The sequence below is a fragment of the Actinomadura meyerae genome, assembly GCF_900188445.1.
Classification (GTDB): domain Bacteria; phylum Actinomycetota; class Actinomycetes; order Streptosporangiales; family Streptosporangiaceae; genus Spirillospora; species Spirillospora meyerae.
The window spans coordinates 32,878-46,014 of record NZ_FZOR01000009.1; the positions used below are offsets into that span (position 1 = coordinate 32,878).

The window sequence follows — 13,137 nt, forward strand, 5'->3', positions numbered from 1 at the left end:
TCCGATGCCGCCTGGTGTGCGCCGGTGGCCGCGTCCCGTCGCCGGGAGCGGCCACCGGTGGGCCCGTCAGGACTGGACGACGGCGCCTTCCTTGATGAGGGTGTCGGCGTCGTCGAAGCCCAGCTCGTCCAGGACGGCGCGGGTCTGGCCGCCGGGCAGGGCGGGGACGCCGTCGGTCGCGCCGGGGGTGCGGGAGAAGCGGGGCGCGGGGGCGGGCTGGCGGTGCCCGGCCAGCTCGGGGAAGACGTCCCGGGCCGTGTTGTAGGGGTGCTCGGCGGCCTCGTTCATGGACAGGACGGGCGCCACGCACGCGTCGCTGGGGACGAAGATCTCCGTCCACTCGTCGCGGGTCTTCGTGCGGAAGACGGCGGCGAAGCGCTCCCGCAGGACGGGCCAGCCGTCGCGGTCGTGCTGGTGCGGCAGGTCCTCGCCGTCGAGGCCGATGAGGCGGAGGAACTCGGCGTAGAACTGCGGCTCGATGGCGCCGACGGCCATGTGCCGCCCGTCGGAGGTCTCGTACACGTCGTACCAGGGGGCGCCGGTGTCGAGCATGTTGACGCCGCGGCGGTCCTCCCAGAGGCCGCCCGCGAGGAAGCCGTGGATGAAGGTGGACAGGTGCGCGGTGCCGTCCACGATGGCGGCGTCCACGACCTGGCCCTCGCCGCTCGCCCGCGACTCCAGCAGCGCGGCCAGCACGCCGACGATCAGGTACATGCTGCCGCCGGCGAAGTCGCCGAGCAGGTTCATCGGGACCTGCGGCGGGCCGCCGGCGCGGCCGATCGCGTGCAGGGCGCCGGTCACCGCGATGTAGCCGACGTCGTGGCCGGCGGTGCGCGACAGCGGCCCCTCCTGCCCCCAGCCGGTCATGCGGCCGTAGACGAGCTTCGGGTTGCGGGCGAGGCAGTCGTCCGGGCCGATGCCGAGCCGCTCGGTGACGCCGGGGCGGAACCCCTCGAGCAGCACGTCGGACTTCTCGACCAGGCGGAGGACGACCTCCCGGCCGCGCTCGCTCTTCAGGTCGACGGCGATGGACCGCTTGCCGCGGTTGCTGAAGTCGGTGCCGCCGGCCGCCTCGCCCGGGCGGACGGCGGAGGCCCGGTCCACCCGGATCACGTCGGCGCCGAGGTCGGCCAGCAGCATCGCCGCGAACGGGCCCGGCCCGATCCCGGCCAGCTCGATCACCCGTACCCCGGACAGCGGCCCCTTGCCCATCTGCGACTCCCTGAATCGTGTTCGGTCTCCCCCAAGTGTGCACCATCAGGGTAAGCGGGCGCTGACGCGGGCTCAGCGCGCGGTCAGGGCGACCGGTGTGCGCGGCGTGCCGGTGCCGACGAGCAGGCCCTTGCGCGTCGTGGAGCGGCGGACGCCGTCCGCGTGCGGGACGAGGCCGCGCCCCGCCGCCGCCACGTAGTACCAGCGGTCGGACGGGGCCCGCCACCACGTTCCGCCGACCGGGCGGGCGGGGTCGCACGCGCCGGTGGGGTGCTCGCCGGAGCCGAGCAGCACCGCCTGGGCGGCGGTGCCGCCGTCCGCGTAGGCCAGCCGGGCACAGACCCAGTCGGCGGACGGGCCGCCGTGCGGCAGCCGCCCGGACCAGAAGGCGTGCGCCGTCGCCGCGGCCACCGGGCGCTCCTGGCGGGGCGTCGCGCAGGCCACCTTCTTCCACGTCGCGCGGGCGCCCTTCCCGAGGCGGGCGGGGCGCTCGGGCTCCCCCGGCCGCCAGGAGGGGGTGTGGTAGGCGAGGTCGGCGGCGCGCGGGCCGCCGAGGTCGCCGACCGTGCGGGAGCCGAGGTGGAAGAGCGGGCCCCGGCCGCAGTCGGTGCCCGCGCGGACGGGCGCGGTCACGCCGCCGGATACGGGCAGCGCGTCCCCGCCGAGGGTCTCGGGCCGCGGCTCCCACGGGGCGAGCAGGTAGCGGCCGCCGCCGAGGGCGATCGGGGCGGACGGCCCGGACCCGGCGGCGGTGACCTCCAGCCCGCCGGGCGTGTAGCGGGCCAGCCGGTCGCCGCGCCGCAGCACGGCGACGGCCGTGCCGTCGAGGCGGCCCGCGTACAGGAGCTGGGCGGTGCCGCCCGCGGCGCGGCGGGCGGCCGGCGCGGCGGCCCACGCGGCGGCGGCGCGCCCGGTGAACCCCCGGTCGCCGGCGAGGTCGCCGCGCGCGGGCCAGGCGTCCAGGGTGCGGGCGCCGCGCGTCCAGGCGCCGGGGTCGGCCGAGACGAGCCGGGGCGCCCGCGCGGGCCGCTCGCGGGAGTCGCCGTGCTCGGTGGCGACCAGCGCCCCGACGAGGCCCGCGGTGAGGACGGCGGCGGTCGCGAGCGGCAGCACCGACCGGGTGCGGACGGGCCGCAGCGCCTCCGCGTCGAACCGGTCGGCGCCGCGCGGCGCGGGCACCCGGACGGCCTCGGCGGCGCGGATCGCCGACCACGGGTCGCGCACCCCGAGCTCGATCAGCTGGTCGCGGATCTCGTAGCGGGGCAGCCCCTCGACGTACCGGAGCACGTAGGCGACGCGGACGTGCGGCGCGAGCCGGCACAGCGCGGCGGTCAGCGCCGGGTCGGGCAGCCGCGCGGGCAGCGCGCGCAGCCAGGGGCCGAGGCCGATCTGGAGGCGGCGGGACGGGCGCAGCGCGCGGCGCAGCACCCGGGTGCGGCGGCGGGCGAGCCCGGCGGCGGACCGGTCCCGCGCGCCGCGCGCGGTGCCGTCCACGATCCGGCGGGCGATCGCCAGCCGGTAGACGCGCTTGCCCTTGCCCGGCAGAACGAAATACGCCATCCGGACGAGATCCGGGTATGCCGATTTGGCCGGCGGCGTTTCCGTCCGGGCATTCGTCATGACATCTTCCGTCACGGCGGGCCACTCCCTCTGGGCCGTTCCTTCGTCGCGGAATCCGAGGTTAGAGCGCCTCCCGCGGCGGACGGCGCGGAATTGGGACAACGATTAACCGGCCGAAATGAAATGTCACCTCATTTCCGTATGTAGCGCGCGGCGGGGCGGGAGGCAGTACGCTGTGGCCTCCCGGGGTAGGGTCCCGCGCCGCACGGCGCCGGACCCGCGCGCCCCCGCCGCGTCCGGGGCGAGACGAGCGACGGAGAGGGATTCCCGGATCCATGACGGAGGACGTCCCGGGCTACCGGGTGCTGGAGCAGGTCGGCGAGGGCGGCTTCAGCGTCGTGTACCGCGCGCACCAGGAGCGCCTCGACCGGACGGTCGCGCTGAAGGTGCTGTCGGTCGGCGCGGTGGACACCGCCGCGATGCGCCGCTTCCAGCGCGAATGCAAGATCACCGGGCGGCTGTCCGGGCATCCGAACATCGTGACCGTGCTGGACACCGGCACCACCCGGGGCGGCCGGCCGTACATCGCGATGGAGTACTTCGAGCACGGCGCGCTCACCGACCGGCTCGCCGCGGAGGGGCCGCTGCCGGTCGCGGACGTGCTGCGGATCGGGGTGAAGATGGCGGGCGCGCTCGCCGCCACCCACGAGACCGACGTCCTGCACCGGGACGTCAAGCCGCAGAACGTGCTGCTGTCGCGGTACGGGGAGCCGGCGCTCGCCGACTTCGGCATCGCCCGCCTGACCGACTCCTTCGACGCCACGCACACCCAGGCGTTCACCCCGAACCACGCCGCCCCCGAGGTGCTGGAGGGCCGCCCGCCGGGCACCGGCGCCGACGTCTACTCGCTCGGCTCGACCCTGTACCAGCTGCTCGCGGGGCGGCCGGCGTTCAAGGGGCCGCCCGGCGAGGGCATCGCGCCGCTGATGCTGCGGATCCTGCACGAGCCGCCCCCGCCGATCCCCCGGGCGGACGTCCCGCCGCAGGTCTTCGACGTGATCGTGCACGCGATGGCGAAGACGCCCGAGCAGCGCTTCGCGACCGCCGTGGAGTTCGCACGGGCGCTCCAGCGGGTGCAGGGCGAGCTGGGCCTGCCGGTCACGGACCTGGTCGTCGGCACCGGCGCGCACCCCTCCCCCGGGCCGGGCCTGCCGGGGCCGCCGCTGGTGCCCGAGTGGGCGCCCACGGCGAGCGACCGGCACGCCCGCAGCCTCGGCCGGACGGGCCCCACCACACCGCACACCGGCCCGACGGCACCGCACATGGGCCCGCACACAGGCCCGCACAGCGGCTCTCACACGGGGCCCACGACGCCGCACACGGGGCCGCCCGGCCCGCCTCCCCTGCCCGAGCGGCCGGGCGACGGGCCGCGCCGCGGGCTGGTCGTCGCGGCCGGAGTGGCGCTCGTGGGAGGGCTCGCGCTCGGCGTCGGCGCCCTCGCGCTGGCAAACCGCGGCGGGGACGCGGAGGGCGGGAAGCAGGGCGGGTCGCCGGGCGCCGCTCCGCAGGCGTCCCAGACCGCCCCGCAGGCGCAGCACACGCCCGTGCCGGCCGAGGATCTGGCGGCGCTGCGCCCGCGCGGGCTCACCGTCCGGCAGGCGGGGCGGACGGCCGTGCTGCGCTGGACGCTGCCGGCCGGCGCGCGGGGCCTGCCGCTGCTCGTCCAGCGGCAGCCCGCCGGGTCGCAGGCGGTGACGACGGCGCCCGCCGGGTCGCGCTCGGCGACCGTGCGGGGCCTGCGGCCGAAGGCGGCCGCGTGCTTCAAGGTGGGCGCGGTCGTGCGCCTCACGCAGGGCCGGGCTCCGGACGTCGCCTGGTCGGCCCCCGCCTGCCTGCGCCCCGCGAAGACCGGCGCGTCACCGCGCGGCTAGGCGCACTTCCAGATGGCGGGGCCCGCGAAGCTCTTCCAGTCGCCGGGCGTGTTGACCAGGTAGCCGAGGACGTAGCCGGTCTTGCCGCTCCAGGTGATCCTGACGTAGGTGTCACCGGCGAGATTGGCGTCCCTGGGGTGGGTGTAGTAGGTGCCCTTCACCTGGCAATGGACGGTGACCATCTCGCCGTTGTTGTCGTGCATGGTCGCGACGAGGGCGCCGTTCTTGCCGTCGGGCGTCGACCGGATGTAGGCGTCGGAATTGCCGTTGCGCTCCACCGGATACTTGGCCGCCGGGCCGGTCAGGCCGACGCTGAGCGTCGCGGGGGCGCCGGTGCCTGCGTCGTTGGCGGCGGTGACGGTGAAGGTGTAGTTCCCGTTCGTCCACACGTCGCCGAGCGTGGCGGACGTGCCCGCCGCCGAGACCGAGCCCTTCACCGGGCCGTCGTAGGCGAGCCGGTACGTGAGGTTCTCCCCGCCGGGCGGAGGCGTCCACGAGACCTTCGCGCCGGACGCCGACGCCCGCGCGGTGAGGCCGGTCGGGGCGCCCGGCGTCACGCAGGGCCGGACGGGGTCGCTCGCCGGCGACACCACTTCCCGGGTCCGGCCGCGGCCGTCCCGGTAGCGGACGGCGACGCGGAACCGGTACTCGCGGCCGCAGTCGCCGCCGCGCACGGTGAAGGCGAAGGGGCCGGTGCCCTGCCGGATCGAGGACGGGGTCGCGGTCAGCCCGGACGGGACGTCCTTCAGCACGTAGCCGATGACGCCCTCGCCCTGCGACGGCTGGAACCCGATCTGCATCGTGCCCGCGCCGGGCGTCACGGAGACGTTGGAGGGCGCGCTCGGCGGCTCGCCCGGCCCCGGCGGCGGCTCGGGGCTGCGCGACGGCGTCCGCGGCCGGGGCGGCGGCGGGGCGTCCCCGTCGCCGGGCAGCGGGATGGCGCGGCGCTTCTGGCCGCCCGGCACCCGGTCCTTGTACTTGTCGACGCCCTTGCGGGCGCCCCGCTCGTCGATCACGACCGCGCGCGGGCCGGACGGGTCGTTCGCCCACAGCATCCCGTCGCGGACGAACACGTCCAGCTTGGACGGACGCCCGGTCACCCGGACGGGGGTCTCGAACCTGTTCCGGGCGGCGTCGTAGACCAGGAGCGCCCCGGCGGTCTCGTCCGGGATGTAGACCTTCGCGCCGAGCACCTGCGGCGGCCGGTAGCGGTGCCTCGGCATCGCGAGGCGCGTGCTGGAGTACCGCCCGGTGCCGGTGTCGACGGTGACGAGCGACCCGGCGCCCGGCACCAGCATCGGGACGACGGCGCCGTCGGTGGCGGCGGGGGCGAGCACGCCGCCGCGCCCCGCCCGCCGGACGGTCGCGGGCAGCCGCACCGTGAGGTTCGCGCCGGACGGCTTGACGACGGTGGCGGTCCCGGCGGTCGAGTCGGTGACGACCGGGTCGCCGCCCGCGATGGTGAGCGCGAGGTCGTCGCCCGCCGCGCCCACGCGCACGGGCGGGCCGAGCCGGCCGCCGGCGAACGCCGCGACCTGCCCGTCCCGCGCGACCGGCACCCACAGCGCGCCCCGGGCGTCGATGCCCGCCTGCCCGAGGACGGGCGGCAGCGTCGCGGCCCGGCCGACCGGGGTCAGCGCGACCGGGTCGATCTCCTGGACGACGCCCTGGACCGAGTCGACCGTGTACGCCTTCCCGGCCCCGGCGAGGACCTGGATGCCCTTGCCGAGCGGGCGGCTGGTGCCGATGTCGAGCTGGGACGGGTCGAGGCGGCTGACGACGCCGGTGTCCTCGTCGACGATCAGGACGGTGCCGCCGTCCTGCACGACCTTGATGTTGTGGCCGCGCATCTGCGGGACCACGCCGGCCTTGCCGTCGACCTTGGCCGCCGGGCCGTTGACGTGCACGACCAGGCCCTTGGAGCGGGCGGTCAGCCAGGCGCCGACGTCGGCGAGCCGGTACTTGGCGCTGGCGACGCCCACCCCGTAGACGGCCGCGGCGATCACGAGCACCCCGACGAGCCCGACCGCGATCTGGCCCGTCAGCCGGTCGGCCCCGAACACACGCACACGCACACCCGCTCACCTGCCCCGTTTCGGACGGAACCGTACTGGGTGCGGCGCCTGTCCGCCCGGGTTTTCCCGGGATGGCTTAGTCCGCGCGGATCGCCGCGGTATAGGTGGGGACGGTGATGTTGCGGCCGGAGACGACGACCACCAGGCGGCCCTCGGCGGGCACCTCACCGGCGAGAACGGCGGCGACGCCCGCCGCGCCGGCGCCCTCGGCGACGAGGCCGTACTCGCGGAACAGCCAGCGCAGCGCCGTCCGGATCTGGTCATCGGTGACCGCGGTCAGCGCGGCGGTCCCCCCGATGACGGCGGGGGTGACGCAGCCGGGTTCGAGGTTGCCGGGCAGCCCGTCGGCGAACGTGTCGCCGACCGGCACCTCGACGACCCGCCCGGCCGCCACCGACGCGGAGACGCCCCGCGAGACCGCCGACTCGACGCCGACGACCCGGACGTCCCCGCGCTCGCGCGCCCACAGGCACAGCCCGGCGAGCAGCCCGCCGCCGCCGACCGGCGCGACGACGGTGAGCGGCCCGTCCGCCTGCGCGTCGAGCTCGCGGCCGATCGTGCCCTGCCCGGCGATGACGTCCGGGTCGTTGTAGGGCGAGACGAACCGGCCGGGCAGGCTGACGGCGTGCGCCTCGGCCTCGTCGTAGGTCAGGCCGTGCTCGACGAGCCGGACCGGGAACGCGGCGATCTTCTCGACCTTGGCCCGGGACGCCCGGGTCGACACGACCACGGTCACGTCGGCGCCGGACCGCGCGGCAGCGTGGCCCATGCCGAGGCCGTGGTTGCCCGCGCTGGCGGTGACGGCGGGCTCGCCGCCGGGCAGCGCCGCGACGGCCGCGAGGGCGCCGCGCACCTTGAACGACCCGGTCGGCTGGAAGGTCTCCAGCTTCAGCAGCGCGCCGGGCGCCAGGCCGGGGGCGGGGACGAGCGGCGTCGGGTCGAGGACGGCGGACACGGCGCGCCAGGCGCGGTCGAGGTCGTCCGGGCCGGGCGCGCGCACGGGGCGCGGGGTCACGGACGCTCCCCGGGTTCCCCGGCGATGCCGAGCGCCTTCCACGGGGCCCGGCTCCTCCACAGTCGCATGCGGCTACGGTAGCGTCAGCGCCCCTCCGGCGTGACGGGCCGCCGGTCCCGCAGGGAGCCGGGGCGCAGCCGGCGGCGGAAGCGGCGCAGGCGCCCCGCCTTCGCGGTCACGAGGCGGCCCAGGGCGTCGCTGTGGTGCCAGGCCCGGTCGGCGGCGCCCTGGTCGGGGCGGGACGCGGCGAAGCGGCTGAGGTTGACCAGGTCGGCGAGGGGCCGCAGGTGCCCGCCGGCCTCCTCCCCCACGGCGGACGCGCCGAAGCGCGCGACCTCGTGCGCGGTGAGCGTCCGGACCGTGGACAGGCCCGCGTCGGCGAGGTGGTCGAGCGCCTGGTGCCAGGCCCCGGTGATGCGCGCGGCGGGCGGGCCCGTCCGGCGGCGGCGCTTGCGCAGGGCGGGGGCGAGAAGGACGGCGCACAGGTAGCCGGCGATGGCGGCGCCCACCCCGATGACGGCGAACACCCACCATGGCGTGGGCGCCTCTTCGGCAGGGGCCGGGCCCTCCTGCTTCTGCGCCGTCTTGGCCGCGCCTGGGTTGTTCTCCTGGGCGACCGCGTTCTTCTGAGCCTGCTCCAGCTTCTGCTCGGTCTCCCCTGCCGCGACGCCCTCGTTCTTCTTGGACGGGCGTCCGCTGTCGGGCAGCGGATTGAAGCGGATCCAGCCGAGCCGGTCGAACTTGACCTCGGGCCAGACCATGACGTCGCCGGAGCGGACCAGGACGTGGCCGCCCTCGCGCTTCCCGCCCTCGAACCCCACGACGACGCGGGACGGGAGACCGACCGTGCGGGCGAGCAGGGCGTAGGCGGTGGCGAAGTGCTCGGGCGTGCCGCGCCTGCCCTCGCCGAGGAAGTAGTCGATCTGCCGGTAGGAGTGGCCCGGCGCCGCGGTCACGTCGTACCGGGCGTAGACCTTGAGGTACTCGGCGAGCAGCGCGGCCTTCTGCAGCGGCGTCGCCGCGCCGCGGGTCGCGGCCTGCGCGAACCGGCGGAACTCGGCGATCTGGACGGGCGGCTTCTTCGCGCCCGGCCCCCACGGCAGCTCCAGCGCGGCGTCCGCCTCCGCGCCGGTCGCGACGCCCGCGCGGGCCAGGTCGGCGGCCTTCCACTCCGGGACGACCGCCTCGACGCGGTAGCCCTGGCCGGGGCGCAGCGGCCGGTCGGCGGCGAGGGCGCCGCTGCCGGGGTCGGCGACGACCGGCAGGCCGTCCACCCGCCGGGGGCGGTCGGGCGCGGGCACCCACACGCCGGGCAGGTCGCGGATCGTGATGCGCTGCGCGACCTCGTGCCTCCTGCCGGGTTCCGGCCCGGCCGGGACGCGGCTCCCGGTCGGGACGAACCGGGCCGTGGACGACCAGGTGACGCCGTCGAACCGGTCCAGGACGGCGAGCCGCTCGATCTCCGTCCGGTCCGACTGGACGGTGAACATGGCCTGGTCCGGGGCCAGCAGCCAGCCGCCGACGCGGTCGAGGGGGCTGACGCCGTCGCGCAGCCGGGGCGGGGGCGCCTGCACCTGCTCGCGGGGGTCGTAGGGGGTGGCGCTGACGGGGACGAGCGGGCCTGCGGCGAACGCCAGCGCCCCGAGCGCGGCGGCGACCGGCGCCCCGGCCGCGAGCGGCCGCCAGGCGACGCCCGCGCCCCGCCCGTCCGCACCGTGTCCTTCCGCACCGTGTCCTTCCGCACCGGGGCCGTCCGCGCGGACGAGGACGAGCACGGCGATCAGCACGGCGGTCGCGGCGGCGAGCGGCAGGTTGGATCCGGGGCCGCCCGCGCCGAGCGGCAGCGCCACCGCCCACGCGCCGAGCGCCGGAAGGGCCGGGACCGCGCGCGCCGAGGTCCGCAGCGCCAGCTCGGCGGACCCGAACGCCGCGAGCCACACCGCCACGCTCACCAGGACGAGCAGCTCCGGTTCGGCGGGCGCGGGCAGGAGCGTCGTCAGGATCGCCTTCCACGAGCTGAGCACGCCTTCGCGGAGGGCCTGCGGCAGCGTCCCGTCGCTCAGGGCGGGGCGCAGGACGGTCAGCGACGCCGTCGCGCCCCACGCGGGCACGGTCAGCACGAGCGAGATCCACAGCGGCCATGGGCCCTTCTTGCGCGGCCCCGACAGCAGCCCGCACAGCACGGTCGGGACGGTGGCCGCGACGGCGGCGACCGGCACGACCGGCCCCAGCCCGAACACGCGCTGGAACGCCAGGCCCGCGACTCCGGCCAGGCAGGCCGTCACCGCAAGTGACAGGTACCGGGTCACCGGATGCTCCCCATCCGCCGCCACGACTCCGCCAGCCCCTCCAGGTCGGCGACGTCGACGGGGTGGACACCGGGCGGCGCGGCCGGGGGCCCGGCCGGGCGGACGCGCAGCACCACGACGCGGTCGAACCGGGATCGCACCGACGCGATCCTTCCCAGCTCGGCGTCGCCGGTCGTGACGACGATGAGAGACCCGCCCGCGCGCACCCCGCGCACCGCGTCGGCCGCGGTCCGGCCGCCCTCGTCCACCCGGACGGTGGTGAGGGCGTCGAGCAGCACCTCCAGGTCGCCGGGGCCCCCGCGGGTGGCGGCGAGCGGGCCGCCGCCCGTCAGGACCCGGACGGGGAACCCCGCGGCCGCCGCCCCGGCGGCCACCGACGCCGCCGCGTCCACCGCCAGCTCGAAGTCGTCGGGCTCCGGCCACGCGGCCGACCGGGTCTCCAGCACCACCGTCGTCGTGGGCAGGCTCGCGTCCACGAGGCGGCGCACCATCAGGGTCCCGGTGCGGGCCGAGGACTTCCAGTGGATGTGGCGCAGCTCGTCCCCGGCGACGTACTCGCGCAGCGCGTGGAACGTCGCCGTCCCCGCCGGAGACCGGTCGCTCGTCGGCCCCTCCAGGTGGTGCGCGCGGCCGGACGGCAGCACGGGCAGCGGCACCGTCCGCGGCCGGACGAGCAGGGTCCGCGGCTCCCCGTACTCGCGGACCCGGCGGGCCAGCCGCAGCGGATCGGCGCGCACCAGCCGCAGCGGCCCCACCGCGATCTCGCCGCGCCGGCCGGTGGGCAGCCGGTAGGTCACCGTCCGCCCGCCGCCCGGCCGCAGGCGCGGGATCTCGACCGCGACCTCGGCGGACCCGGCGGCGTCCTGCGCGCTGAGCCCCCGGACGCCGCGCCCCCGGTTGGCCACGTGCAGGACGCCGACGGCGGGCTCGCCGCGCGCCACCTTCGCCGGGGCGATCTCGCGGCGGACGTCCAGCCGCGGCCTCGGCAGCGTCCACAGCAGGGCGCCCGCGACCGCGGCGAGCCCGGCGGCGGCGAGCGCGGCGGGCTCGGGGTAGCCGAGCCACCAGCCGGCCGCGTACAGGGGCACCGCGGCGGCCGCCGTGCCCCGTCCGAGCGGCGTCAGCACGGCTAGACCCCGGCGGCCTGCGGCGTCGGCACGTTCTGCAGCACCTCGGCGACGACGTCGGCGCCGGTGCGCCCGCGCAGCTCCGCGTCCGGCGTCACGAGCAGCCGGTGCGCGATGACCGGCACGGCGAGTGCCTTCACGTCCTCGGGGACGAGGTAGGACCGGCCGGCCGCCGCCGCCCGCACCCGCGCGGCCCGCAGCAGCGCCAGCCCGGCCCGGGGGCTCGCGCCGAGCCGCAGGTCGGGATGGTCGCGGGTCGCGGCGACGACCCGCACCAGGTAGTCGTGCAGCGGCGCCGCGACGTGCAGCCGCTGCGCGAACTCGATGGCGCGGGCGAGGTCCTCGCCGCCGAGCACGGGCGGCAGCCGGTCGAGCGCCGCGGACGACGGCGTCCCCGCGAGCAGCGCCACCTCGGCCCGGTGGTCGGGGTAGCCCATCGAGATCCGCATCAGGAACCGGTCGAGCTGCGCCTCCGGCAGCGGGTACGTGCCGTCCATGTCCACCGGGTTCTGGGTGGCGATGACCATGAACGGGCGCGGCACCGGGTGCGGGACGCCGTCCACCGTGACGCGGCGCTCCTCCATGACCTCCAGCAGCGCCGACTGCGTCTTCGGCGAGCCCCGGTTGATCTCGTCGGCGACCGCGAGGTTGGCGAAGATCGGGCCGGGGTGGAACTCGAACGCGCCGCTGCCCTGGTGGAAGACCGAGACGCCGGTGATGTCGCCGGGCAGCAGGTCGGGGGTGAACTGGATCCGCGTCCACTTCGCCTCGATCGAGGCCGCCATCGCCCGCGCGAGGGTCGTCTTGCCGACGCCCGGGACGTCCTCGACGAGCAGGTGTCCCTCGGCGAGCAGGCAGATCAGCGCCAGCTCGATCCGGTCCCGCTTGCCGTGCACGACCCGCTCGACGTTGCCCGCGAGCGCCCCGAAGAGCCGGGCGAACCGCCCGGCCACCGCGTCCGCGTCCATGCCCGTGTTCTCGGTCATCCGCCCCGGACCCCCCGTCCCTGCCGACGGGACGGCACCCTAACGGCAATACAGGCCGGAGACGGGGCGATCCGCAACATCAACCCCGATCGGCCACGAACCGAACGCGGACACCGTCCGGAGCGTCCTAAGGTTGGGCATCGCGACGACGAACTCCGAGGTGGACGTGGAAGACGTGAGCATCGGCGACATGTGGGAGCGGCTGACGGGAGCGCAGCCGGACCCGCCGCTCTGGCTGGTCGGCCTGGTCGGCCTCGTGGCGCTCGGCGCGGTGCTCCACGGCCCCACCTGGCGGATCGCCCGCAACACCGTCACGATCGCGCACGAGGGCGGGCACGCGCTGGTCGCGCTGCTCACCGGCCGCAAGCTGGACGGGATCAAGCTGCACTCCGACACCTCCGGCGTGACGGTGTCGCGCGGCAAGCCGCACGGCCCCGGCATGATCTTCACGGCGCTGGCCGGGTACGTCACGCCGCCGCTGCTCGGGCTGTTCTTCGCGCTGCTGCTCGCGTGGGGCCGGATCACGCTGATGCTGTGGTTCTCGCTCGCGCTGCTGGCCGGGATGCTGGTGATGATCCGCAACGCCTACGGCGCGCTGTCGGTGGTCGCGACCGGCGCGGTCATCCTCGGGGTGTCGTGGCTCGGCAGCAGCGAGGTCCAGGCCGGGTTCGCCTACCTGGCCGCGTGGTTCCTGCTGCTCGCCGCGACCCGGCCGGTGATCGAGCTGCAGCGGATGCGGGCCCGGCACATGGCGCCGAGCTCCGACGCCGACCAGCTCGCCCACCTGACCGGCGTGCCCGGCCTCGCCTGGGTGAGCCTGTTCGGCGCGACCGCGCTGCTCGCCCTCCTCGCCGGCGGCGCCCTCCTGGTGCCGGACGTCTCCGTCCCCGATCTGCCCAGGCCACCCGGCTTCTGATCCCGT

Annotated in this window: 9 protein-coding genes; 2 read left to right on the forward strand and 7 right to left on the reverse strand. The window is 76.9% G+C overall.

The genetic code is table 11. From position 1 onward, the window contains the following. Nucleotides 1–66: 66 nt before the first annotated feature. Nucleotides 67–1,212 carry a CaiB/BaiF CoA transferase family protein gene (locus tag CHF16_RS11940; RefSeq protein ID WP_089326055.1) on the reverse strand — a complete coding sequence of 382 codons (1,146 nt, stop codon included), beginning with the start codon at nucleotides 1,210–1,212 and terminating at the stop codon, nucleotides 67–69. A 72-nt stretch (nucleotides 1,213–1,284) separates the two neighbouring features. Then, a complete protein-coding gene (locus CHF16_RS11945) occupies nucleotides 1,285–2,772 on the reverse strand; it encodes a hypothetical protein (protein ID WP_089326056.1) in 1,488 nt (495 codons plus the stop codon). A 335-nt stretch (nucleotides 2,773–3,107) separates the two neighbouring features. Between CHF16_RS11945 and CHF16_RS11950 the strand changes: the two genes are divergently transcribed. Next, nucleotides 3,108–4,703, forward strand: coding sequence for a serine/threonine-protein kinase (locus CHF16_RS11950; RefSeq protein ID WP_089326057.1), 1,596 nt, complete (start codon nucleotides 3,108–3,110; stop codon nucleotides 4,701–4,703). On the opposite strand, the gene CHF16_RS11955 is transcribed toward CHF16_RS11950, so the two are convergent. The 5 genes from CHF16_RS11955 to CHF16_RS11975 all read right to left on the reverse strand — a co-directional run bounded on the left by CHF16_RS11955 (nucleotide 4,700) and on the right by CHF16_RS11975 (nucleotide 12,215). Continuing rightward, nucleotides 4,700–6,778, reverse strand: a complete 2,079-nt coding sequence (locus CHF16_RS11955; RefSeq protein WP_143227952.1) for a fibronectin type III domain-containing protein — start codon at nucleotides 6,776–6,778, stop codon at nucleotides 4,700–4,702. The genes CHF16_RS11950 and CHF16_RS11955 overlap by 4 nt on opposite strands. Before the next feature lie 76 nt (nucleotides 6,779–6,854). Continuing rightward, a complete protein-coding gene (locus CHF16_RS11960) occupies nucleotides 6,855–7,793 on the reverse strand; it encodes a threonine ammonia-lyase (RefSeq protein ID WP_089326059.1) in 939 nt (312 codons plus the stop codon). Between the two features lie 83 nt (nucleotides 7,794–7,876). Beyond that, complete coding sequence (locus CHF16_RS11965) at nucleotides 7,877–10,102, reverse strand: transglutaminase TgpA family protein (protein WP_143227953.1); 2,226 nt, start codon at nucleotides 10,100–10,102, stop codon at nucleotides 7,877–7,879. Beyond that, a complete protein-coding gene (locus CHF16_RS11970; protein ID WP_089326061.1) occupies nucleotides 10,099–11,229 on the reverse strand; it encodes a DUF58 domain-containing protein in 1,131 nt (376 codons plus the stop codon). Before CHF16_RS11970 ends, CHF16_RS11965 begins: the two co-directional genes overlap by 4 nt. Nucleotides 11,230–11,231: 2 nt before the next feature. Beyond that, the gene (locus CHF16_RS11975; RefSeq protein WP_245868398.1) at nucleotides 11,232–12,215 is read right to left on the reverse strand and encodes an AAA family ATPase; all 984 of its coding nucleotides are present in this window, start codon (nucleotides 12,213–12,215) and stop codon (nucleotides 11,232–11,234) included. A 190-nt stretch (nucleotides 12,216–12,405) separates the two neighbouring features. On the opposite strand from CHF16_RS11975, the gene CHF16_RS11980 reads away from it, so the two are divergent. Beyond that, complete coding sequence (locus CHF16_RS11980) at nucleotides 12,406–13,131, forward strand: M50 family metallopeptidase (RefSeq protein WP_089326176.1); 726 nt, start codon at nucleotides 12,406–12,408, stop codon at nucleotides 13,129–13,131. Nucleotides 13,132–13,137 lie beyond the last annotated feature (6 nt).

What these genes read in the sequence shown, in the direction of transcription:
- CHF16_RS11940 (WP_089326055.1), bottom strand. Translation starts at nt 1,212, where the DNA reads ATGGGCAAGGGGCCGCTGTCCGGGGTACGGGTGATCGAGCTGGCCGGG.
- CHF16_RS11945 (WP_089326056.1), bottom strand. Translation starts at nt 2,772, where the DNA reads ATGGCGTATTTCGTTCTGCCGGGCAAGGGCAAGCGCGTCTACCGGCTG.
- CHF16_RS11950 (WP_089326057.1), top strand. Translation starts at nt 3,108, where the DNA reads ATGACGGAGGACGTCCCGGGCTACCGGGTGCTGGAGCAGGTCGGCGAG.
- CHF16_RS11975 (WP_245868398.1), bottom strand. Translation starts at nt 12,215, where the DNA reads ATGACCGAGAACACGGGCATGGACGCGGACGCGGTGGCCGGGCGGTTC.
- CHF16_RS11980 (WP_089326176.1), top strand. Translation starts at nt 12,406, where the DNA reads ATGTGGGAGCGGCTGACGGGAGCGCAGCCGGACCCGCCGCTCTGGCTG.